At 53.1% G+C, this 25087-nt stretch carries 16 protein-coding genes; 2 read left to right on the forward strand and 14 right to left on the reverse strand.

The features are described 5' to 3' along the window. Window positions 1-31: 31 nt before the first annotated feature. The 12 genes from ACY1JZ_RS00815 to ACY1JZ_RS00870 form a co-directional block, all read right to left on the reverse strand. Window positions 32-1432: a glycosyltransferase family 2 protein gene (locus ACY1JZ_RS00815; protein WP_462627957.1), complete on the reverse strand. Its 1401-nt coding sequence runs from the start codon at window positions 1430-1432 to the stop codon at window positions 32-34. 82 nt (window positions 1433-1514) lie between these two features. Continuing rightward, window positions 1515-2684 (reverse strand): hypothetical protein, encoded by a 1170-nt coding sequence (locus tag ACY1JZ_RS00820; RefSeq protein ID WP_462627644.1) that lies wholly within the window; start codon window positions 2682-2684, stop codon window positions 1515-1517. Window positions 2685-2706: 22 nt separating this feature from the next. Beyond that, window positions 2707-4935 (reverse strand): hypothetical protein, encoded by a 2229-nt coding sequence (locus ACY1JZ_RS00825; protein ID WP_462627645.1) that lies wholly within the window; start codon window positions 4933-4935, stop codon window positions 2707-2709. A gap of 595 nt (window positions 4936-5530) precedes the next feature. Beyond that, window positions 5531-7615, reverse strand: coding sequence for a glycoside hydrolase family 43 protein (locus tag ACY1JZ_RS00830; protein ID WP_462627646.1), 2085 nt, complete (start codon window positions 7613-7615; stop codon window positions 5531-5533). Between the two features lie 24 nt (window positions 7616-7639). Next, complete coding sequence (locus ACY1JZ_RS00835; RefSeq protein WP_270168747.1) at window positions 7640-8455, reverse strand: carbohydrate ABC transporter permease; 816 nt, start codon at window positions 8453-8455, stop codon at window positions 7640-7642. Window positions 8456-8464: 9 nt separating this feature from the next. Beyond that, window positions 8465-9355, reverse strand: coding sequence for a carbohydrate ABC transporter permease (locus tag ACY1JZ_RS00840; protein WP_270168746.1), 891 nt, complete (start codon window positions 9353-9355; stop codon window positions 8465-8467). Window positions 9356-9467: 112 nt separating this feature from the next. After that, entirely contained in the window at window positions 9468-10811 is a 1344-nt protein-coding gene (locus tag ACY1JZ_RS00845; protein WP_270168745.1) for an ABC transporter substrate-binding protein, read from the reverse strand. A 122-nt stretch (window positions 10812-10933) separates the two neighbouring features. Continuing rightward, the gene (locus ACY1JZ_RS00850; RefSeq protein WP_462627647.1) at window positions 10934-12562 is read right to left on the reverse strand and encodes a response regulator transcription factor; all 1629 of its coding nucleotides are present in this window, start codon (window positions 12560-12562) and stop codon (window positions 10934-10936) included. Continuing rightward, window positions 12555-14336, reverse strand: coding sequence for a cache domain-containing sensor histidine kinase (locus ACY1JZ_RS00855; RefSeq protein WP_270168743.1), 1782 nt, complete (start codon window positions 14334-14336; stop codon window positions 12555-12557). Before ACY1JZ_RS00855 ends, ACY1JZ_RS00850 begins: the two co-directional genes overlap by 8 nt. Before the next feature lie 310 nt (window positions 14337-14646). Continuing rightward, a complete protein-coding gene (locus tag ACY1JZ_RS00860; protein ID WP_462627648.1) occupies window positions 14647-16509 on the reverse strand; it encodes a beta-L-arabinofuranosidase domain-containing protein in 1863 nt (620 codons plus the stop codon). 150 nt (window positions 16510-16659) lie between these two features. Continuing rightward, on the reverse strand, window positions 16660-18441 hold the full coding sequence (locus tag ACY1JZ_RS00865) for a family 43 glycosylhydrolase (protein ID WP_462627649.1): 1782 nt from the start codon (window positions 18439-18441) through the stop codon (window positions 16660-16662). Between the two features lie 190 nt (window positions 18442-18631). Then, complete coding sequence (locus ACY1JZ_RS00870) at window positions 18632-20446, reverse strand: family 43 glycosylhydrolase (protein WP_462627650.1); 1815 nt, start codon at window positions 20444-20446, stop codon at window positions 18632-18634. A 188-nt stretch (window positions 20447-20634) separates the two neighbouring features. Here ACY1JZ_RS00870 and ACY1JZ_RS00875 point away from each other — a divergent pair, with 188 nt between their 5' ends. Beyond that, window positions 20635-21426 carry a helix-turn-helix transcriptional regulator gene (locus ACY1JZ_RS00875; RefSeq protein WP_462627651.1) on the forward strand — a complete coding sequence of 264 codons (792 nt, stop codon included), beginning with the start codon at window positions 20635-20637 and terminating at the stop codon, window positions 21424-21426. 165 nt (window positions 21427-21591) lie between these two features. After that, entirely contained in the window at window positions 21592-22272 is a 681-nt protein-coding gene (locus ACY1JZ_RS00880) for a hypothetical protein (RefSeq protein ID WP_462627652.1), read from the forward strand. A gap of 119 nt (window positions 22273-22391) precedes the next feature. Here ACY1JZ_RS00880 and ACY1JZ_RS00885 read toward each other — a convergent pair whose 3' ends face one another. Together ACY1JZ_RS00885 and cysD are read right to left on the reverse strand one after the other, a co-directional pair. After that, a complete protein-coding gene (locus tag ACY1JZ_RS00885) occupies window positions 22392-23996 on the reverse strand; it encodes a sulfate adenylyltransferase subunit 1 (RefSeq protein WP_462627653.1) in 1605 nt (534 codons plus the stop codon). Continuing rightward, window positions 23996-24892 (reverse strand): sulfate adenylyltransferase subunit CysD, encoded by an 897-nt coding sequence (cysD, locus tag ACY1JZ_RS00890; protein WP_462627654.1) that lies wholly within the window; start codon window positions 24890-24892, stop codon window positions 23996-23998. The genes ACY1JZ_RS00885 and cysD overlap by 1 nt, the downstream gene beginning before the upstream one ends. Window positions 24893-25087: the final 195 nt, after the last annotated feature.

The following is a 25087-nucleotide window of genomic DNA, read 5'->3' on the forward strand; positions in this document are numbered from 1 at the left end:
CTCCTTATTTGTTAAATATGGGTTCGGACCATCATTTGTTAAATTGAGTTCGGACCATCGTTCCCCATGAATTGTTGTTGCGGAAGAAATCGATATGTCCCAGCAGCCGCCATAGCACACCAAGCTGGCGATAGCCGAAAAACATCAGAAAGGAATAAAGCATCATCTTATTCAGATCGCTCAGCTTCGGATAGCGGCTGAACGCCTTCTCCTCGATCAAGAGCGCGCCCAGACTCAGGATGAAGCACGAGAACAGATTGACCAGCATGAAGACGGCAACGATCTTCCAATCCGCCATGTTCAGCAGCCAGTAACCCAGCATCGCCAGCAGACCCGTCAAGCGGATGTAGGGGTTCAACGTCTCAAACAAAATATTGTAGGGAATCGTCAGCAGTCCGAACACCTTGTAACGCGGTCGGAACAGCATATGTACGCCCTCCTCTACCATATTTTTCAGATTGCCCCGCCCCCAGCGCTTGCGCTGGCTGCTTAATATGCGGTAGGTATCGGGCGCCTGTGTCCAGCAGACCGCATCCGGGCAGAACGCGACATGATACGGAATCTGGTTCTCCAGACAATAACGGTGCAGCTTGATGACGATGTTCATATCCTCGCCGGGATAGCCACCGCGATAGCCGCCGACCGCAATGACTTTATCCTTCTGGAACACGCCGAAGGCGCCGGAGACGATGATCAAGCCGTTCAACGCGCTCCAGCCGATCCGACCGCCCAGGAAGGCCTTCATATATTCGACGTTCTGGAGCGCTGGCCATAGCTGCTTCGGGAACCGGATCTGCTTGACGATGCCATCTTCGACCGTACAGCTATTCACGATCCGCACATTCCCCCCAACAGCTACCGTCTCCTGCGGATTCTCCATATAGACTCTGGCGATGCGGGTCAACGCATCCTTCTCCAGCAGAGAGTCCGCATCTATCGTCGAGATGAGCGAATAGTGGGACAGGTTGATGCCGGCGTTCAGGGAGTCGGCTTTGCCGCCATTTTCCTTGTCGATGAAGTACAGATTCGGGTAATCTGGATTATGGTAGTAGCCCCTCACCCGTTCCGTCTTCATATGGCTGGCGACGGTCGGCCTTATCTCCTGAAGCTGGAAGTGCTCGATCATTACCTTGGCGGTGTCGTCGGTGGAGCCGTCATTGACTACAATCACCTCATACTCCGGGTAATGCAGCGCCAGCAGCGACCTTACATTTTCTTGAATCGTCAGCTCCTCATTGTAGGCCGGCACCAGGATCGATACCGGCGGCAGTTGCTCTGAACCGGACAGCTTCTGTATCCGATTGTACTGAATGCCCCGTTGAAGCGGGAACGTATGGCGAATCGAGAGACAGAAGATCAGGAAATAGATGAAGGTAATGACCAATGCATAATACATCGCAATGTATCCATATCCCAATAACACCTCCCGCAAGCCATTCAGAGCCTGTTCGCTATAATAGTGCAGCATTCTCATGCGTTCATTACCTCCTTCGCCTGCTGGCTTTACCCTAAACCTAAACTACACGGTAGATAGGCTGCTTGACGCCTGCTGCTTTGCCATAGTGGTACGCCAGCGAATTGTAGCGAGAAAGCTGCTCCAGGTCATGCTGCAAGCCGGACAATGAACGCAGCTCATCCTGTATCCACTGATTCAGCTCGTCTCCGCGCGTCGTCCCACTCGCGTCCACAGCAGCAGCGCATAATTGAATAATCCCTTGCTCGCCCAGCCGCAGCAGCCCCGATGCACTCGCATAGGCTACACGGCGGCTGTCATCCCCCACACCCTGCCTTAACGCCTCGGCATAGGAGACCAGCTTCAGATCCGCGATGCCCTCGGCGGCAAGCAGCCGGATCTCCTCCAGCGGATGACGCAGCAGCTTGTGTACGGCATGGCGCGGAATGAAGTGTACCGATCTGAGGTAGATGGCAGCCGCCAGAGCGGAGATCGCACTGTCTGACGAATCCAGCAGACGGTACACCGCAGATGCCGCCCTCGGCTCACTCGCAGCCTTCAACCCACATAAGCCGATCTGAATGAGCGCCTTGTCCTCCCGCTGGATGTATTCGGCGAACAGTGCGCCATGATCGATGTCGGCTTCCTTCACCATATCCACCAGCAGCTCATAGAAGCCCTTGTTATGCTTCAGAGCGATCTGCACCATCTCATGGATGTCCTGCTTGCTGCGAGCACACTTGGCAATCGCACGGGCGATAACGAAGAAGGCGGAATTCCGCGGATGCGACCGCAGAAGCTGGAGTAATGGAGGAACGGCCTCCTGTACTCTCATGCAGCCCAGATGGTACGCAGCATCGAGTCTCGCGCCGTAGGAGCCCGTGCGCAGTCGGTCAAGGTAGTGATCGGCACGCCCCATCCGCCTGCACAGCTCGATGCAGCGCTCGCGTGGGATACCGCTCAAGCCTTCTATCATATCGTTCAGCCACGCCTGCATCGCCTCCTGCTCGGCCCTGTTCATCGTGAAGGGAGGAGCGAGAAGCGGCTCCTCGCCCTCCATATGAACCAGAATATAGGAACGATAATCTCTCGCCCGTTCCTCGAACCGCTGCTGCGCTCTGGCACGGGCCAAGCGTCTGAGCTTGACTCCGTACACTAGAGCGGCAAAGAGGACATTCAGCAGCAGCAAAACATACAAAAATGTGATGGCTATATCCAAATTGCTGTACATCCCATACCCCTTCTTTCCTTCATCATGGCCCGCCTGCCGGTGCCTGCACCTCATGCATCGCCTGCTTCATGATCCCGTAGCTCTGCTTGGGCCGCTCGACATAGCGAACGTCCACATCCTCCCAGCGGCTCCACGTATAGAGCGGTAGCTGCGATACGGGATACGGCGCCTCGCCTGTAGAGCTGCTCCCCTTCGCATCGCTGCGGGCAACCCATGGCATGATGCGAATGCCATCCACAACGGAGGAGGCGAAGGACTTCGTGCCCGTATCCTCATAGCTGATCGCCTGCAGCGAGCTCGGGTCGCTGAACCCGAGGAGCATCCATGGAATGCGGATCTCCAGCACCTGACCCTTGGCCTGCCACATCGCCTTGGAATGATAATTCGGATCGTCCGGGTTGCTATTCCCTCTCAGCATCTCACCGACCTCAATATCGGTGAAGGGATGCTTGGCCCGGGCATCCGGCGGCTCCAGCAGGTAGCTGACCACGAGCTTCCATGGCTTGAAGATGCCGCTGTCGTCCTCCAATTCCTCAGGGGCAACATCCAGCATCTGCTGCTCCTTGCCATACATGCGGGTGTGGACATCATAGTTGGAGGCTACCATCATCCGTCCGGCATCCCCGCGCCCCAGCTCCAGCAGCGTCTCGAGCCCCTCGTCCAGCGTGCGACCCTGTAGCTGCGGCGCATGACGGTTGCCGCCCGGCATCGTATCAAAGCCAAAGTAATAATTGTCAGAAGAGTCAAAAGGTTCTGATAACTTGGCCAGCACGTAGAGGTAGCCTTCATCATGCGCTGCCCATAGTTCATCGAAGCCTTCCACCTGCATATCCAGCCTGGTCTTGTCCTTCGGAGCGAGCTTGTCCCAATCCCCATCGTCTCCATCGATATGCAGGACGTCATCCTTGCCGGGATACATCCCCAGCAGGCCAAAATGGGACTCGTTCGTCAGCGTATTGTACCAGTACGCCCGCCGGTCAGGAATGTCGTACTTCATCGTGTTCCACGTTTTCTTAAACCATTCATCCTGCCACGTAAACAGGATCGCGCCGGAGTATCCCTCCTGATGAATCTGGCGGAACATCTCCGCATCCATCTCACCCTGTGTCTTGTCGTCATGCCCTCCCTGATTGCGCCCCAGCATGCCGGTATGGGCGATGCCCTGCGAGGCAGGAACACCGAACTCGGTGATCATGATCGGCATCTCGTTATGATACGCCTTCAGCTTGTGAAGGTAGGTCTTGTAGCTGTCGATCTCCCCCCGGTCGTTCTTCATCGTCTGGAACGAGGCATCAAAGGTGAAGAAATCCGGGTAGTACGGGTACACATGATAGGAGGCAAAATACCCCGCATCCCAATCGACCGCCTCGATATGCGTCGGATCGACGCTGACCATATCCTCGGCCACCAGCGGCTCGCCCGGATGCTCCAGCGGGTCTGTCGTGACCCAGTTGGAGAAGGCAATCGGATGCTGCCACCCATGCTTCGCCTCCGTCACTGCTGTCAGATCGACCATCTCGGCCAGCCATGCCTCGAAGGGGCTCGCACCTTGGCGGCTCTGAAAATGCGTCCCCTTGTACGCCGTGACCTCCGGGTTGCTCTTATTGGTCTGATCAACCATGACCGGGTCCCATTCTGTGCCGATAATCCAGCCCATCAGATACGGACCGGCATTGAAGAGATAATTCCCGCTGGCTTTGCCCGAGTGCGGCTCGGCCTGCAGCTCGATATTGCCATATACTGCTTCGACGGCCTCCCGAATCTCCTTCTCGAACCGTTGCTTTATGACCGGATCATAAGCGTTCTTCCCCTCGATCAGCTCCTCCTCCGGGCTCCACACACCCTGAATAAAAAAGAGCGGCTGCTCCTGATGCTTCGCATTGTAGCGAACGAGAGATTCATAGAATTCCGGCTGCAGGATGGTGTAGACGCGGATAACGTTAGCGCCCATATCCTGAATCATCTCAAACCATCGCATATAGTCATCTGCGGTAATCGCCAGCTCACCGGGGAAATGCCCCGGGACGGCGGCACCCATATTCACTCCCTTGGCGAAATACGGCTGCCACTGCTGGCTGCGGAATTGCTCGATCTGCGTTCCGTTTGTTTTGAATGTCACCCTCACCCCTTCGCCGATTACGGCACTCTCCACCTTGGCGACTGGAGGCAGCAGCCCATACACAGCAGCAGCGCCCGCCAGCACGACGACAACGCCTAATTTAGCCCAACTGCTCAGGAATCGTTTTTTCATGATGGTCTTCCTCACATCTGTCCTCTCGTTTCTTAGGGGGATGTCTTCAAACGTTGAAGATGGCCCTGGCCAGTCTTGACCTCCCATAATGTAGCACAGGGCTGCAAGAGCGTTCAATATCGCAAGCGGCTTGCGGACATTAATAATTTTTTAAAATTTTAATAATTGGTTTTAGCGCCTAAGCCCCTGGCGACGATCGACGAGAGACGTCTGTGAGACCGATTAGGCGTAAAGGCCCGAGCAAGCGCGCTCCCCGCACTGAAGCCTTGAAATTCCGCGATTCCACAGCAAAAATCCCTTCTCGGATGTGTTCCTGAAAAGGGATTCTGGTCATATTCGCTGCTGTCATCCAGTCGGGCATAATCGCTGCTTAGGGCCTATGCGGACGGTATTCAGAGGGTCGATGAAAATTCTAATGAATACCATGAAGCTGCCATGCTTGCGGAGCGGTCGCTTCGTCGTATTGGGCACGCTGACTCGCCTTCATCCGGCTGGTGTGGAAACGCGTGCATGTCTCGATCGATTGATCCGCCCTCCGCGAACCGCCTCGGCTTGCTATGCCTGGTGGGCATGAAGGGGCAGCACACCCCTGCTCTTATAAAATCGTATAGCGAGTTTCGCGATATGCAGCCTCGCCTGCTCCAATCAAGCCCGGCGTCCCTCCCAAGCCGCCAAGGACGTCTGTAGACCATACATGATGATCGACACGGATAACGAGGCTTTCGCCAGACACCGTGCCGGACAACGTATGCCAGCTTGTCCAATCAAACGAAGAGGCCGTCAGTGGGGCAGTCATAACAACCTCCACGACGCCATTGTGGCATTGTGTGACTGTAATGGATTCAACTGCTCGGCTTAATACAACGTCAATCCAGTTGTGCTCGTCGAAATACGAGACAAGCAAGCCAAATGCACCGCCGCGTTTCACAAGAATATCGGATTCAATTCGATAATTCCTGCCTGCTTCTGCAGCCCCAAACGCCTGCAATTGCCATTGGCTGCTTCGATTCTGCGTGCTGCGGCAGTGAAGCTCCCCATTCGTTACCTTGCATATGCCGTCGCCGCTCACCCGCTCCAGCAACTCCCCGAACGAAGCACCATTGCCAGTCGTCATCGCCGCATAACGTGTGACCTCAAATCCTGCAAAGGAGGCTGAAGTGTAACGCGTATGCATGCCTACACTGCCATTAGCAAGCGGAAAGTCCGCTTGGATGACGGCAACATCGTCCAGCTTGATAACGAAGCTCCTGCACGTTTTCTCCACACGGAGCAAATGAAACGCTGCAAACTGAAACGTCTCTGGCAACACATGCGAAACGGCCTCGTGCTGAATGCCTTTATAAACGGCCTGAGCCTGTAATACCCTTCTCCCCACATCAAACAAGACGGATACGTAGTTGCTCTCATCCACATAGACGGCATAAATACCATACAGACCTCCTGTGTGATCCTGCTGCCACTTCATGCTGATCTCCAGCACATAGTGACTGTAGACTTCGCATGTCACAGCACCGGCTACGACAGAGCGATTCGCTTGAAGTGCCTCCCTGCCTGCTGTCGTCCACTCGCCTGCAACCGTTAGCCAGTGGGCGCTTAAACCTTCATCCTCGCCTTCAAACAGATCACGCAAAGCTGCACTTGCTGGCGCTGGCTGCTCACTGTACGTTGGCCCGGCGATATACAGTTGATCCCCGCTCCAAAGCAGAGGATCAGCTCGCATTGTGCGCTGCTCTTGATTCGTATCCAGCACATCGTCGGCATTGCGCCCGTGATAGAACACCCAATTGTCTACATTGTTCGGGCCACGAATAACCGAGTTGTGCCCAACTCCCTCTACCCCGTCATTTTTACGCAACAGGGGCTTGTACTCATCAGCAGAAGGATATTTCATCCACTCCAGCTCCAGTAGCGATTCTGCTTTGCCTGCATCGGCCATCGAATAGCCCAGGAAATAGTTTGGCCGGACATATGCGTTGCCGCTGTACATCATGTAATGCTTCAAGCCCCGTTTCAAATAAAAGGCTCCCTCGATGGTGTGCCAATCACGACCGTCTCCAAATCGATTTTCTTCATAAATCTCCTCATCAATCGTAGGCACAACAACGATTCGTGGATCACCCGCCGGCGTTACCATATCAATGAGCTTATCCACCAGTATGACCGTGCCTGCACGGTCACGCTCTACACCTGAATACTCATTGTTGGAATAAAACAGATAGTAATCGCCATGCTCATCCTTGACCACATGGGAGTCAAGTGAAAATGTATCATAAAATGTCCTCACATAGTTGAATGGCCCCTCAGGCGTATCGGCTACAGCAACCATAAGGCGCTCCTCGTGCACATCCTCCGTATCTGCAGGCATAGAGGATACGTACAAATAAAATTGGCCGTTCTCATAGACAGCAGCCGGGGCCCAAAAGTTTTTGCGACCTGTTAGTTGAAAGCCATATCCAAGATGCTCCCAAGTCAGCAGATCCAGCGAGCGCAGCACGACAACTCCCGCTTCTCCCGTCGCATAGGTGTAGTAGCAGCCATTATATTTCAGCACATACGGATCGGGGTGTACAAGTGTTAACGGCTCCCTCTGCCCAGCTCCTGCTTTTATTGGGAGCGGATTGCGATATGTTTGTGCCTGATGCAACGGCCAACCCTCAGCTTGCGTTCTTTTTTTCATCATGGGTTTCCTCCATTTGTTAATTCATTAGCTCTTGACTGCCCCCGCAGTCAAGCCGGACTTCAGGGCATTTTGACCAAGCATGTAGACGATAATGGACGGAATTGTCATCATAATGAGCGCTGCATACAGCTGTGCGACCATTTCCGGCGTCTGGTTGGTTGTTCCTGTAAAAAACTGCGTAGCCAGCGTGACCGTATACATCTTCTCGTCACGAATGTGCAAGAGCGGGATAATGTAATCATTCCACGAGTAAATAAAGGTCAGCACCGCAATATTGATAATGGCCGGAATACCCAGCGGAATCATAATCGTTCTATACATGAGGAATGACGAAGCGCCATCAATCATGCCCGCTTCCAATATGGCGTTGGGAATGGAATCAAAATAGTTTTTGAGAATAAGCAGCATGAATGGCGCATTAAAGGCAACCAACGGCAATATTACACCCGAGTAGCTGTTCATGATGCCCAGCGTCTTCGCTGTGAAGAATAGCGGCGACATCACAGCGGTAGCCGGTATCGCCAAGCAAGCTACTAGGGAGTAGAACATGAAATTCTTGAGCCTAAACTGCATTTTGGAGAACGCATACGCCGCCAGAGTAGCGAGTAGGCCAACAACAATAGTTGTACAGATAGCGATGAAGAAGCTGTTGAATACAACGAGGAAATAGCTGACCTTGGGATGGCGGATGACGGCCAGATAGTTTCCAAAGCCATTGATCTCAAGCGATTTAATGATCGATTGTACCAGCGGATACAGCCAAATGAGCGCAAACACCGCCAATACAGACTGTATGACCCACTTATCTATTTTTCGCAAATTAATAAACAATAAGCTCACCTCTTCCTCTTATAGATCACGCTGCTGGCGGTTCGTATATTGGATTTGCAGTATAGCAAGTACAAGCGCAATAATGAGAATGGTAACGCCCGCTGCAGCAGACATGCCTCCGTTGAACTCCTCAATCGCCTTCTTGTAGACATAGGTAGTCAAAAACTCGGTAGAACGCCCAGGACCGCCGCCAGTAAGAAGGGAAACGATGTCGAATGTTTTGAGCGAGCCAACAATTCCAAGAATAACGAGTGTGGAGGTCGTTCCTCCAACAAGCGGAACCGTGATTTTGAACAAGGTGCGCCAGAAGCCAGAGCCGTCAATTTTGGCTGATTCATAGATTTCATCCGGGATTGCCAGCAGGGCTGAATAATACAGAGTCATACTAAAGCCCATCCACTCAAAAATGTTAACAATGATGATGGACATTAGCGCGTACTTGGGGTCTCCCAGCCAGGATACAGCCAAGAAATCAAGACCGATCGCACGAAGCCCCTCATTCAGGCTACCGAAATTCGTATCCATAATGATGCGGAAAATGGCTGCGATAATAATCGGCGCCATAATGGTTGGGATGAAGTAAATCGAACGAAAAATGGCATTCCCCTTTAACTTGGCGCGCAGCAGCACCGCCAGCATTAAGCCAAGCGCCGCTTGTATACCAACGGTAAACACGAAGAATATGAGATTGTTGCGCAAAGCGATATGGTAAGACTTATCGTTAAACAACTTGATATAGTTATCCAAGCCGATAAATTTCATGTCCGAGTCAATGCCGTTCCAGGAATGAAAGCTGGTGTATACAGTAAATCCAATGCAGTAGTACAAAAACATGCCTGATAATATAAGTATCGGCAGCACATAAAGATACGCTCTCCAGCCGGAAAGCACTGAGCGGTTGCCAGTCATGGTGCATCACTCCTCCATTTTCCAAATCTCTATCTCTTGATAGGTTCTCTCGTAACAAACAAAGAGCATGAATACCAACTCGCATATTCATGCTCTTTGTTTGTCTGATTGCTTATTTACGATCGATGCCTTCGGAAGCTTTTTGAATATCCTTAAGCGCGGTTTCAATGTCTTTGCCAGCCGCTACATCCTGCATCGCTATACCGATTGCGTTCGTCAGCTCCGGGTAGTCCAGCAGACGTTTGCCAACTGCATTGGCAATCGCGTTATTTACCACTGTGATCCCCTCACGCTCGGCATCGAATTTAAATTGATCCAGCGTTTGAATTTCAATACCAACCTTAGCAGGCGAGCCTTGAATGAAGTCCGCCATAATTTGTTGGCCTTCTCCTTGCGTCATGAATTCAAGCAGCTTCCATGCCGCTTCTTTATGCTTCGAGTTTTTGTTGATCGAAAGCGCCGTATCTACACTTGCTACCGCTCTGGATTCGTTTGGTCCAATTTGCGGAAGCAGGAATATGCCGGTTTCGTCTTGTTCGATTGCTGTACCAGCCTTTTCGCCGCCTGGCAGACTGTAGCCTGCGTGCCAAGAGCCGGTCAAGAACATTGCCGCCTTGCCAGAGTAAAAGTATTGATCCCGCGCATCTGGATAAGTCGACAAGCCAAGCGCCCCGTCCTGCATCACTTTATCGGTGAACAGCTTGCTCCAGGCTGTCATCGTATCTACAAAAACTTGATCTGTCCAAGCCAGTTTGCCTTGCTCTGCCTCATACACTTTACCTGGCGCAAATTGATTGCTAAGCGATACGAACATATCAACATCATGCCAAATATCCTTTGCTCCAAAAGCTACAGGCACAACTCCGTTGCCTTTTTCACGGATTGTAGCGTTTACGGTTAGCCATTCTTCATACGTGGTGGGCACTTTTGTAATACCCAGCTTATCAAAAATCGTTTTATTATAAAGTACAAACTCTTGACCCGTCAGGTTCAGCGGCAAAGCAACCATCGTACCGTTTGTCGCTTTAACTTGATCGATCGATGCCTTTACGAATTTGTCCTTCCAGCCTGCTCCCCATTTCTGATCCGCAAGCGGCTCGATCGGCTCCAGCGTATTCGCATATTGATTCAGCATCCCGCCAACCTGCATACCCAACAAGTCAGGTCCTTCATTGGCCGCCATCGCAACCTGAAGCTTCTTTTGGTAATCCGTCTGCTCTCCGCGCCAGTAATCAACCTTGATGTCCGGATTGGCTTTCTCAAAAGCAGCAATCGCCTTCTCTGCTTGCACGTCTGTCGGAACCCATGACCAGAAGCTTACCGTTTCCTGCTTGCTAGCTGACCCGTCTCCGTTAGCGCCTGTGTTTGGCGACTCATTTTTATTGCCGCAAGCCGCAGTAATCAGCAAGCAAGCCGATAATGAAAGCGCTAATGTAAATTTCATGGACTTCTTCATTTTTTCATCTCCCCTTGGATGTACACTTCTCTTCTTGCTCCTTCATCATAAAAAAGAAGAGCCCGCTCGCGGACTCCATTATTTTTACTTTTACTCTATCTTTTTTACTTTTCCCGCTTGAGCTACCGTTTCTGCTGCTTTTCGTATGCCAATGGAGTCATTCCAGTTGTTTTTTTGAATACCGTAAAAAAGTAATTGTAGTGATTAAAACCCGCCTGCTTCACCACGTTCTTCAGATCAGTCTCGCCGGAGCGGATCAGCAGCTTTGCGTATTCCACCCGCACATGATTGACATAATCGGTAAAGCCTTGCTTGCACTCCTCCTTAAACAATCGGCTCAAATAAGAGGCATTCACGCCAACAACGTCCGCTACCTCCTGCAAGGTGATGGGCTCGGCGAAATGCTGACGAATCCATTCCAGCGTCCGCCTTATGTTATCGGAATAATGGTTATCGTGCAAGGAGGGCCGCAAGGCTTGTATTAGCTTGCGGTAAATCTCTATAATCCATTCCTTCATCTCGACCAGCGTATCGAATTTGCCGATGATTTGGTACGGATTCTGGTCATCTCCGAATAACTCCTGCTCGGAAATGCCAGCCTCCTTCGACTTCCGGTTAACGAGGTGGATAAGCTCGACTGCGACCATTTGTGTCGTTTTATGCGGAGCCCTCGCCTGCCCCATCCGAATAAACAACTCTTCAACTTGCCGGATCAGCTCTGTCTCATTTAGCGTTGCAAGATGTGACAGCAGCAGCCGCTCGAGCTTCACATCTACGGAGAAGCTGATAGAGTTGGCCTCCCTGCGTTGAATACCTGGCCAAATGACGACGTCTCCCCCCTCATAAAACCGTTGCTGGAGCTCCTTGTCCGCTGTCTGAAAATAGCTCGGCAGGTGGTCAGGCTTGCTGCATATCTCACTCACGCTACAGCTTATCGTAAAATTCAACTGACGTTTAACACTTACTCTAATTCGTGACAGCGCCTCTGAAATCATCGTGTGCCACATAAATCTGCTATTCGTCTCCAATGAGAACAAAAACGCGAACTTCCCATTTTCAATCGGTGTCATAAAGGCATTTCCAGTATCAGTCAGGATATTATCCACAATATCCATGAAGGAGCCTTTCATAACCGCAAGCTCTTTGGCATCATAGCGGTCTGCAAGCTTGCCCCGGCTATCCCATTCCGCTACAACAACCGTCAGCATACGCAGGTTCAGTGTGATATCAAGTTTGTCCGCGTTCTGCACCAGCTCCTTCTCGGAGCCGAAGCCATTCTCTACAAGCTCTCTAATGAAGTTCCTAAGCAGCGTTGTATGGCTCTGCTGAATATGCTTCTGTATATTCAGCGTCTGCTCCTGCACCTCCTGCCCCTTGGCGAGCAGCTCTTTGGCGGTGGTAAGTGCTGCCTGCAACACCTGCACATCCAGCTCATGCTTTAGAATATAATCGACTGCGCCCTTGCGCATACTATTTTTCACAAAGTGAACATCGCTAAAGCTACTGATCGCAATAACTTGTGTGTGAGGGAAATACGCCTCCATATAGTTAATAAGCGCCAGCCCATCCATGCCGGGCATGCTCATATCCGTAATCACAATCTCGGGCTTGCACTTGTGGAGAAGCGTAACTGCCGCCTGCCCCCCATTTGCTTCGCCGCAAAGCTGACATCCAAGATGTTCCCAGTCGACCATATTTTTAAGCTTGCTCAGCATGGGCAAATCATCGTCGACGAGCAGCACCTTAAGCATCCTGATCTTCTCCTTCCACTTCAACCGGAATCCGCAGCGTTACCGTCGTGAACAGACCTGGCACGCTTTCAACCTGGAGGCCGTAGCCAGCCCCATAATGAAGTTTAATTCTCTCCTGCACATTGCCTAGCCCAATCCCGCTAAATCGTGATTGATTTTGCTCCGTCGCCCGATCAAACATTGTAGCAAGTCTTTCCGGTTCAATACCCACACCGTCATCCGATACTTTCAGCACGATATGTCCTTCTTCCCCATACCCTTTAATGACAAGCTTCCCTCTTCCTTTTAACGGCTCAAGCCCATGGATCAATGCGTTCTCAACAATAGGCTGCAGCAAAAACTTCAACAAGCGGGCATCCTGAATCTCTTCCTCGATATCGAATACGGCATCGAATTTATCATAATAGCGAAATTGCTGGATATTTAAATAATGCTCTAAATATTGCAGCTCCTCCCGCACCGAAATAAATTCGCCCCCCTTGCCCATACTGCTATGGAGAAGCGTGACCAGCGAGGTCACCAGTTGCTTGATGTTGTCCGCCTTCTGTACATCGGCAAGCCATTTGATCTGGTTTAAGGTATTAAACAAGAAATGGGGATTGATCTGGGCTTGCAGCGCCTTGAATTCGAGCACCCGCTTCTGCTCCTCCGTCTGCTTGATATCATCGAGAAGAACACGCAAATTGGTTACCATCGCATTAAAGCCACGGCTTAGCTCCTCCACCTCGTCCCCGGAGGTTATCGCAATTGGATTCGACAAATTGCCTGCACTGACCTTTTTCATCGCGTGGCGCAAGCGTCCAATATTTTTGGTAATGTGATTTGAAATAATCGTTGCCACAATCAATGCAGCAATCAGTGTAAGAATGGGGATGAGCATAATGTTATTCGCAGCTTTCCTACTCTCGGCCAGCAACTCACTCCTTGGGATCAGACCAACCGTTGTCCAATTCATATAATCCGATGTATGGTAGACGACAAGATGCTCTTCGCCGTTAATTCTCATACTGAGCTTTCCCGAGTTTCCCGTTAGCTGCGGAAGCACACTGGCATAGTCTGTACCAGAAATTGACTTATTAATATTATCTGCGCGGGGAGAATAAACAAAGTTGCCTTGATCGTCCAGCAAAAACAACTGGCTCTTATTCGGCAGCGGAGTATTAAAAATCCGGTCCACGACCTCGTAATTGAAATCAATGTTAACGTAACCCACTGCCTCGTTTCCATTCATGATTGCACGCGAGATGGAAACAACGTTTTGGTTCATATAGGCAGACACCTTATTCAGCTTCGTATTGGCGTGCGTCGTAATAAATATTTTGTTCCCCTGCTGCTCCAGAAGCTGCTTATACCAGCTTGATTGCATAAATTCATCCGTTGGAACCGTTGAACCTTGTGCATAGCTGCGCCCGTCGGTCCTCGCGACCAGAATGCTAGATATATAATATTTGTAGCCGTATAGGCTGGAAATGAAATTATCGAGCTTGCGATCCTTTTCGAGTCGCTCGATTAACGTTTCTGTTGCATCTGGCAACAACATATCAATCACATTGGGTCTGTTAAGCGAAATAATCGTGCTTATATAGTCAATATCCTTCAATGTGAGCTCAAGGCTTTTGTTCGCATCCAGAATGGTTCGTGACATAAAATTCTCCGCTGACTCCCGCTGGCTGTTGTAATATTTGTTGTACCAAAGCACGCTCACAATGGACAAGGAAGCAACGATAACAACGGAGAAGCTTGCGAATAACTTGGTGCGTATGCTGGCTCTCATACTGAATCTCCCATTCCATACCTGCTGGCTTTTGCTATTTATCATACCCCTGATGTGCGGACAGGACAAGCATCGGGACATTGGCAAAAACCTCATGCGCTAATGACATGAGGTTCGTTGTTGCAAACTTGGGCTACACCTGCCAGCCTCCAACGCCATTAGCTCCTCGGTGATGGCCATCATGATTCACCAAGATACTGCACGGGCCTGAAGCTGTACAAGCACGACCCGTTCCGTGGACAATTCTGACCATCCCGGCATGGGCGAAACGCGGCTACCTTGCTCAAGCGACCGGAGGTTGTTTAACCTGTTAGCGCCGTTTCACCTTAAAATACATCTGATACGGTTCATAGCCAATATCCCGGATGCGCCGCAGTTGAATGCCCGGGTCCTGATTGACTGTCTTGAAGAAGAATCTCCAGCTTCCCCACTCGCGCTCATTTTCTGCCTCAATCTCGGCAGCAATGTCATCCGACTCGGCATACAGCAGCCTTTCCTCCTCGCACAGACCCGCCAGCACCTCAGGGCCATACCGGAAGGCGCCCGTATTCGCATCATCCGGGAGCGGGATGAAGCGTATGCCGATCGGCAATATCAGGCTTACTCGGTCGCCGTCCTGCCAGACGCGCCGGATGGCGTGGAACTGGCTGCTGTCCTTCGTCCTAGCCAGGCATTCCCCATTGACATAGATCGACGCCTCGTCCATGATCCAGTCGGGAATGCGGCAGCATAGAGCAAACTCCGTCGGCTGCTCCGTATGAATAACGAGATCATATTTGCGGTATGCAGGCATATTCTCATGACGGGCAGTCACTTCATTGATTACCTGATACCCCGCTGTATTAGAGGAGGAGAGCAGGCTTCCGCTCATCGGGTCCTGGGTCTGAACGAGCCGCACCTTGGCTCCTCCGATCTCCAGCCTGACCTCGGAATGAAAGTATTGGCAGACGTAGACCGCATCGTTCTCCTGATAGTAGAGACCCTGATTCCAGGCTGCATTGGCCTGAACCATCGTACCGTGACAGCAGAAGAAGCTGTCTGTCTCCGAGCTCCAATCCTTGCGCAGTCCTGCCTTCATCGGAAGAAAATACGTCAGCAACCCGCGGCTTGGATGACCATGCTTGTTGCCAGTCAGATGATATTCTTGGTAATATGCCTGCGCCATAATTCCGTTATACAGGTTGTACTCCATATACTGGGCATAGGCAGGCTCTCCCGTCTGCCGGAACAGGAACTCCGCCAGCCGTATCATATTGTAGACGGTGCAATGCTCCTGATTTTTGTCCCCCAGACGCGCCTTCATCTTCATCTTCGGCATCCAGACCTCACCTGCCGTCTGCCCGCCGGTCGCCAGACAGCCCCGCTCCGTAACTGCACAGTTCCAGTAAGCGCGTACAATATCAAGCCACTTCTCTTCACCAGTGACCTCATACGCTCTGGCGCAGCCCAGCACCTCGGGAATCGTCGTATTGGCATGCATGTTGGTTAGAGGGTCCTTGCCATCAAGCAACGGCTGGAACAGCCTGCTGCGGTAATACCGCTCTAACAGTGTGGTATACTTGTCCTCCCCGCTCATCTCCAGCAGATCCGCCCACACCTCCAGCATTCCGCCGGTCTCCACATCCAGAATATCGTCAAACCTCTCCCGCGAAAACCGGCTGCTCCACTCCACAAACCAGTCAGCAAAGCGGCCTGCCACCTCTAACGCCTTATCACTATTCAGATAGCGGTGCGCATCGACAAGTCCCATCAATATTTTGTGCAGATTGTACTGCGGTGCCCAGACATTCTTGCCGTTGGCGATCCAATGAAGATACTTCTCGGGGATCGGGCCTATCCATTGCCCGCCGTTGTCCCGCTGGCATTCCGCCAATTCATCGATGATGGCTTCTGCCTTAACCTTCAGCTCAGGATGGCCTGTCTCATTATAATGAATCGCCGCAGCCGACAGCCAATGCCCCAGGAAATGACCGCGAAGCTGGCAGACCGGTGTTTCCCAGCCCCCATGCGCCCCCTCAGGAATACTCCGTCCCGTATAGCGTCCTGCCTCCAGCCTGTAGTTGAATAACAGATGATCCGTGTTTAATTGGAGCAGGTAGTCTCTATTGGCTTCCTCTCTACGCTTCAACTCCCGATCCCGGATGATGACCTGCTTGCCCTTCAACTCTCTCATCTCACGCCTACCCCCTGTTTCGAATATTAAAGCGTCTTCCATACCTCTATTTCTCATGCAGTGCCAGGATTCGGGCAGAGCGCAGAACTCCAAGACAGGCAGCCCGTCTTACTAGGCTGCCTGCTGGAGAATCTGTCCGAAGGGAAACAGCTAATTCACCCCTGAGAAGGTCCAGTTATGATCCGCTGTCCCGTTGTCCTCCCATTGTACAGCCACAGCTCCCGTCGCTGTAGACATGCCTTCCACTCCCAGCACCTTGCCGCTATGATGGTTCTCCAGCTTATAGCTGCCATTCACTGAGGGCACGAGCTTCCACTCGTGATCCGCAGTGCCATTATCCTCCCACTGCAGCGCCTTCGCTCCATTGGCCGTGGACATGTTCTCTATGCCCAGCACTTTGCCGCTATGCATGTTCGTCAGCTTGTAGTAGCCGTTGCTCAGCAGGTCGAAGCGCCATCGGTTTGCAACACTATTGCCCTCTGCCTGGATCGCCTTAGCCCCGTTGCTCGACGACATGCCCTCGACACCGAGCAGCTTGTTGCTATGCGCGTTCTGCAAGGTATAGACCGCGCCATTCATGACGGGAGAAGCGGCTGTATTAGCCTTGAACATCCACCAATCTACATTGAACAGATACCCGCTGCCTCCAGTAAAGACCAGATACAGATCATGAATGCCGGCAGCGCCGCTGACGGTGGCAGATTGGGTCTGCCAGCTCTGCCAGCCTCCAGTTCCCTGCACCTGCAGCGTCCCGATCAACGGCCCGGTCCGGCTGTCAAGCCGCAGCTCGATCCGGCCGCCATTGCCTGCCGAGGAGACGCTCGCCTCAAACGAGGCTGCTCCTGTACCGAATTGGACGCCCTCTACCTTGATGTAGTCTCCGTTCTCGATAAATCCGATGTTCATGCCGCCCTGGCTGGAGGGCTCCGTCTTAATTCCTTGCCCCCAGGCCATCGTCTCGGCTTCTGTCCGAACATAGGGGTTCAGATTGCCCACACCCGTAACGACACCGGCTGTCGTCATATTCATCAACGGAATCGTTCCATCTGCATTATACCGGAATGGCTCGATTGCCACGGAGCGTGTAAAGCCCCCTCCGCCTGGCAAGGCGCCATTATGATAGAATAGATAGGAGTTCCCCTTGAAATCAATTACGCCGGGGTGATTGGTAAAGCTTCGGCCCTGAGTCGGCATGATGACGCCGCGATACACCCATGGCCCGGTAGGGCTGGTGCTGGTCGAATAGGCCAGATGCTCCGGCACTCCTCCGGCAGCATAGAGCAAATAATAGATGCCGTTGCGCTTGTGCAGCCATGGCCCCTCTTCATAATCCGGCCCGAATGCTGCTGTCGTCAATGGTACCTGAACAATCGACCCGCTGTACGAGATCATGTCCGGGTTCAGCTTGACATACCATAGATTGTTATTTCCCCAGTACATATATGCCTGCCCGTCATCATCGATGAATACTGTCGGGTCAATGTCTCCCCAGTGCGCCGCAACCAGCGGCCGTCCCAGCGCATCCTTGAACGGGCCAGTCGGGCTATCCGCTACCGCCACACCGATCACATGCCTGCCCAGCGCTCTATCCTTGGCCGTCACATACCAATAAAACTTCCCATTTCTCTCGATGGCTTGCCCTGCCCATGCCTCCCCACTCGACCAACTGAATGTATTTGTGGATAAGGGCGATCCATGATCCGTCCAATTCACCATATCTTTGGAGGAGAACACCCGCCACTCATTCATCTCGAAATAGGTGGCCCCATCCTCATCATGTCCGGTATACAGGTATACTGTGTCCTGATACACCAGTGGAGCAGGGTCGGCGGTGTACATATGCTGCACGATCGGATTATCAGCATAGGCTACAGAGGCAAATACAAACGTCATACATACAGCAGCTACCATGGATTTTACAAACGATCTCATTCATTTCCTCCTTCATGTTCTCCTGATCGGAGAGGATTCGGCTGGAATCAATCCACCCATTTCATTGGTTATTTTCAAACACCTTCCTAATATATGTCTTCCTTGACTGAGTAGACTGGAATATCCCGGCTTCCGCTCACATTCCTCTTGCCCCGCAGAATCCAGGATACTCCCTATTTCACCACCTTACTTATCGCGCCTCTGACACCACAACCTCCAGACTGACCTGCGCAAGTGCCGGGTTCACGTCCTTCTCCTCCGTCAGATTGAGCACCGGATCACCGTCGATGTCGAAGTGTACCCGCCGCAGCCCGGCGCTGCGCGGCTGATCGATACCGGGTCGCGCGTGAAAGGCATTCCATATGACGCCATCATCATCTGTAACATAGGAGTTGTGTCCGGGCCCGAATTGCCCCGGGACGCTTCTGGAGGTCAGCAGCGGATAGTTCCCCTTCGTCCAACTCCCCGCATCGAGCAGGTCGGCAGCATGCGACGCACGGAGCAGGCCGACGCAGTAGGTGGCATCCACCAGTGCACTTGCAATCGTCACGAAGATATGGTTCTCCGTGATTAGCGCATACGGCCCCTCATCGACGAAGGTATGATTATTAGCCCAGCCGTAATCCGGCTTGGACAGCAGTACAGGTTCAGATAGCAGCTTCCATGGCTGCCCGCGGTCAGCTTCTGCAATATAAATCCAAGATCCTAGATCATGGGGGACGAATTGGCGCTGCGCCCATAGCACATAGAGTCGCCCCCTCCACTCCAGCACCGTCATATCGAGCGTAATGCCGCTCTCAAACAATGGACGGCCATCATGCCGCACAACCCGGACAGGAGTCTCCCAATCTGCCGCCATCGCAGGGTCGCCGCCCTGCTTGAGCTTCATCACATGCGATTGAATGTCGCCAAACTCACCGGTGCTGCCCGCATGAAATAGATACAGCTTTCCGTCAATCTGATGAAATTCGGGCGCCCACAAAAAGTTCTTCAGATGGTCGTGCTGCTCCGTATCCAGAATCTTCGTCTCCGCTGCCGTTACCAATTCGGGGAGGGTGCGCGCGGCTCGAATCGATAAGGAGTGGTTGCCGTCGGCATCATTAGTAGCGATAAAATAATACCGACCCTCCCATTTCGCTATACATGGATCGGCACGATGCGTCGCGATCGGGAACGGATAGCGATGCTGGCGAATCCGACCCTCGATCCGGTAACTGCCAGGCTGACTCCAATCGATCCCGTCCATCTCCCAATCTACCGGCTTATCGGCTGTCGTGCCATCACTGTATAGTGACGTAACCTTGATTGCTTCCACCTGATCGGGAGAGATTGCAGCGACACGCTCCGGCAGCCTGTTCGCTATATGTGTCGGAACGGTGAGCTTGCTCCTCAGCCGCTTCGCTATATCGCTTGCGATCGGTATCGCATTGCGCGGCACCGCGCCTTCAATCTCCACAGTAATGGCGGGCAGCGGGAACCGATTGGAGTCCTCCACACGTTCAGGCCTGGAGGCTTGATCTTGCTGTGTGATGTCCGCCAGCTCGTTGCGGTAGCAGCAGCCATCCTCCCCGCGCCAATGAATCACATAGCGCTGCCCTTGCTCGTTATACTCGCAGGACAGATCCTGTACATGGCCATTACCTCCCAGGTGGAGCAGCCCATGCTCCTCATAACGGATCAAGTCTGTGGAGGTGAACAGCAGCACTGCTCCCTCGCTCTCCTCATCTGGCGTCCCGTCCGCCTCTGTCCGTATAGCTACGATGCCATACGAGCCATCGGCCATGAGGAACAGGTAGGGCTGCTTGATGCTTTTCGCTGCAAGTGTACCCTCCGGCCGCTCCGTTGCCAGGGCGAAGAGTACACCGGAATTGTGGTTGAGCGCCTCATAGCGCCTTCCATCCTCACTGTAGGCCAGATGCAGGCTGTAGGCGAGCTTGGGGGAATAAATCTGCCCCTCCTGAGGTTGTCTCGTATAGCCTAGAACATAGGGGCCTGTTCGCGTCATTGCTCCTTCTCCTCTCTCGTATGCCGTTACCGGCAGTGATATGCCGATGCTCCTGCAGAGGCCAGCACATGTGAACCGCCTTCGGGATGAGAAGCGCTTTCACAGTGCCAGTATAGAGGAATGACTTTTATAGAACAATGATCTATACTTTTAATAAGTTGATCTATTCTCAGATGTGGGGGTACGCGATGACCATCATCCATTATGTCGGCTATGACACCGCCCACCCGGACGACTTCGTCTATGACATCCCGGACGGGCATGACTTCTGGCTGCTCGTGCTGACGCAGACGCCAGCGGAGATCTGGGTGAAGGGGGAGATAAGAGCCTATCCCGCGCATTACGCGGTGCTCTTCCCGCCCCGCCAAAAAATATTGTACCGCGCCAGCGCCGGCCCCTTCATCAACGACTGGATTCGCTTCGAATCGGAGGCGCCGTTTGTGACGGAAACAACGATTCCGCTCGCCACGCCGATCGCCATGCCAGACCCTGATTATTGCCACAAGCTGTTCCAACTGCTGGCGACTGAGAATTTCTTCACCCATGACTACCGGGAGATGACGATTGATTACTTGCTGCACATTATGTTCAACAAGCTGCTGGAGGCATCGCAATACGCAGACCCCCCGCCCTATTATCGGCAATTGCTCGATCTGCGCAAGCAGATTCATCACCATCCAGGGCAGCCATGGTCGGTATCCATGATGGCGGAATACGTTCATCTCAGCCCAGGGTACCTGCAGTCCATCTATAAGTCCACGTTCGGTATCTCGTGCATGGAGGACGTCATCCAATGCCGGATTCGGCTTGCCAAGGAACGTATTGCGCACGGGTCGCAGCGGCTCAGCGACATTGCCGCATTGTGCGGCTATGCCAATATAGAGCATTTCTCCAGGCAATTCCGCAAACTAACCGGTCTCACTCCCCGCTCCTACCGCCGCGCCTCTCAAGCGCCGTACAACGGGCCACAGGCGGATTAGGATGAAGCTTTAACCTCCGCAGGAAGCAGATATGAGCGTGGAGCTGGAATCGGTCTAGGTCATGACTTAAGAAACCGTTCAAGGGCATCTCTCACCGCCTTGTCTGGAACGAAAAATCGGTCCTTCGTTATTTCATACTATGAATATCTGAGGAGGTTCATCTTCATGTCTAGCACAAAAAAACCATGGAAGATGCGAGCCGTGCTCCTTGGTCTCTCGGCTGCCTTGCTGCTGTCCATCGTCTATAATGTCCATTTCTTTCGCTCATCGGATCAACATACGCTGGATGCGTATGCCCATCTTCGCTACTCGACGGTGTTATTTGAAGAGTACGAGCGGCCGATGCTCGTCTATCTGAATGAATTGCTGCCCACTCTGGAGGAGGCGATTGCAGCCCGGAGCGTCTCGCATAACACTTTGGAGTACTGGTGGATCGGGTATCAGGAGATTGCCCAAAAACAACATACGTACACCGGCCTCATTCAAGACTATGTACATTCCGGTCGCAAAGCCATTGAGCCCTTCGTAGAGAATCTGGAGGCGTATCGCCTTGGCTCCGTTCCCGGCTCAGTATTCTATAATCCTGTTATCGGTTACTTAAAGGGGCTCTTGATGCAAGTTGACCCTACAGAGGACACCGTCAGACTGAAGGAGACCGACGTTGACAAGCTGCGCACACTGCATGAAGTGACGACCATGAACCGGGATGTGTACGCGCAACACCTCCCTGCGAGCTTTGACCCGTCGCAGCTCGTGCAGGCGATCCAGATCCGTCTTCAACTACAGCAGCAGTTGTTAGACTGGATGCCGACCGCTATGGAGAAGACGTATGGGATGAACATATGAACAACAAGAAGGCGATCCTTCGCAGCACCTTGCTGCTGAGGAATCGCCTTCTTCGTTGCACGCGGCTATGCTGTAATGTCGCGTACTGCTCTTATTAACCGCGCTGCTCCTTCCTCACTCTAGCCATTGCTGCGAACGAGTATGCTGCGGTATGTGCCAAACGCTGCGCCCGTCTCGGCATCTGCTTCCAGCCCGCTGGCATCGATTAACGGCAGCCTGGCATCGCGCTCGCCGAAGCCTGTGAAGATGCCGCCGCGGATGTTGGCAATGCCGCCCTCCGATTGCAGGTCAAAATCTTCGGGATAATGACAGCCGGCGCTCTGCAGCGGCAGCGCATCTCCCTTGCGATACGTGGTAGACGGATGTCTCTGCCGCAGCACCATGTTCACCCCAGGGTCATAGCTGAAGCTGTCGAACAACTGCACCTGCTGCCTGGTCTGACCATCGTGCAGGAACACGCCGTCCTCGCCAGCGCCGCCCACTGACACCACCACCCCGCAGGCCGCGGTGGCATGCGTAACACGGTCGATCAGGATCAGCTCGCCCATCGTCTTATGCTGCTTGAATTCGTCGACCACGAGCGGCTCGGAGACGACGATGTCACAGCTAATCAGCTCATTCTTGATGGCAGTGGTTGCCGGGAGCAAGGCTCCGTTGTTGACATCGACCTTGTGGCGCAGCTCTGTCACCAGAGCAGGCAGGAGCTTCGTGCCCAGCTTGATCCAATATTCCTGACCGGGTACCAGTTGCTCCTCATCCATCCACAGCAGCGTCGCTGTGAAGGTGGCCGCCGTCTGCAGACCAGCCTCCTTGGACAGCACGCAGCCGCGTGACACATCAACCTCGCGATCCAGTTGAACGGTGACCGGCTGGCCAGCGATTGCGCGATCCGATGGGCTGTCGCCCACATGAAGCGACTTGACAATCGCGCTCTCGCCGCTTGGGAGGATGGTCAGTGTATCTCCCACCTTCACCTCGCCCGCCTCAATCTGTCCCTGGAAGCCACGGAAGCTATGATTCGGGCGGCATACACGCTGCACGGGCATGTAGAAGCCGCGCTCCGTTACGTCTGCCGAAATATCGACGTTCTCCAGATGCCCCAGCAGGGTCGGCCCCTCATACCAGTCCATGTTGTCCGAGCGGCGCGTCACGTTATCGCCCTCTGTCGCAGAGACCGGAATGATCACCGCATTTTCCAGACGAAGCTCCTCGCGCAGCCGCTGAACATCCTCGCTGATCGCCTCGAAGCGCTGCTGGTCGTAGCCGGCAAGATCGATCTTGTTCACCGCAAAGATGAAATGCTTGATGCCCATCAGCGCGCAGATGCGCGCATGACGGCGCGTCTGCACCAGCACGCCCTGGGTCGCATCCATCAGAATGACGGCAAGATCGGCAAACGCTGCGCCAACAGCCATGTTGCGCGTATATTCCTCATGACCCGGCGTGTCAGCCACAATAAAGCTGCGCCGTTCGGTATTGAAGTAGCGGTATGCCACATCGATCGTAATGCCCTGCTCGCGCTCGGCCATCAGGCCGTCAAGCAGCAGCGAATAGTCGATCGCCCCGTTCCGGCTGCCCACCTGGCTATCCAGCAGCAGCGCCTGCTCCTGGTCGGCATACAGCATCTTGGAATCGTACAGAATGTGCCCGATCAGTGTCGACTTGCCGTCGTCCACGCTGCCGCAGGTAATAAATTTCAGAAGTCCGCTCTCTGTATGGCTCATTAGAAGTACCCCTCCCGTTTGCGCCGTTCCATGCTGCCGGCCGCCTCCTTGTCGATGACACGGCTGGTGCGCTCGGATGTCGTCGCCGACAGTGTCTCCGCAATAACCTCATCCAGTGTATCGGCATCCGACTCGATGCCCCCCGTCAGCGGATAGCAGCCCAGCGTGCGGAACCGCACCTTCTTCATCTCGGGCTCCTCGCCAGGCAGCAGACGCATCCGGCTATCATCCACCATGATGATATTGCCGTCCCGGTACACTACAGGGCGCTCCGCGGCGAAATAGAGCGGCACGATCTCGATATTCTCGCGGCGAATATATTGCCAGATGTCCTTCTCCGTCCAGTTCGATATCGGGAATACGCGCATGCTCTCACCCTTGTTGATGCGGGTATTGTAGAGCTTCCACATCTCGGGACGCTGATTTTTAGGGTCCCATGTATGCTGCTCGTTACGAAAGGAGAAGATCCGCTCCTTGGCGCGCGACTTCTCCTCGTCCCGGCGTCCGCCGCCGAAGGCAGCCGTGAATTGATGCTTGGTCAGCGCTTCCTTGAGCGCCTGGGTCTTCATAATATCGGTATATGCCGAGCCGTGGTCGAACGGGTTAATGCCCTGAGCAATAGCCGCTTCATTGCGGTGAACGATCAGGTTGACGCCCAATTCCTGTGCACGACGGTCGCGGAATTCAATCATCTCACGGAATTTCCAGCTCGTATCAATCTGCAGCAGCGGGAACGGCGGCTTCTCAGGATAGAAGGCCTTCATTGCCAGATGCAGCATGACCGATGAATCCTTGCCGATGGAATACAGCATGACCGGGCGCTCGCATTCGGCAGCCACCTCGCGGAAAATGTAGATCGCCTCGGCCTCAAGTTTATCCAAGTGTGTCAGCGACATGTGTATCACTCCTATAATGCCAATTTGAAACGCTGCTGACCACAATAAGGCGCTGTGACTAGCCATCACCGGGGTCTTGGGTGAGCCGCCGGCAGCACCAGCCACGACAGCCATGACGAACAAGACTGCAGGCAACCCACAGCCCCTCCGCGCAAATATCAGCATAATTTTCATTTATTATATGCTTTTTGGGCG

This window comes from Paenibacillus sp. J5 (genome assembly GCF_054955055.1).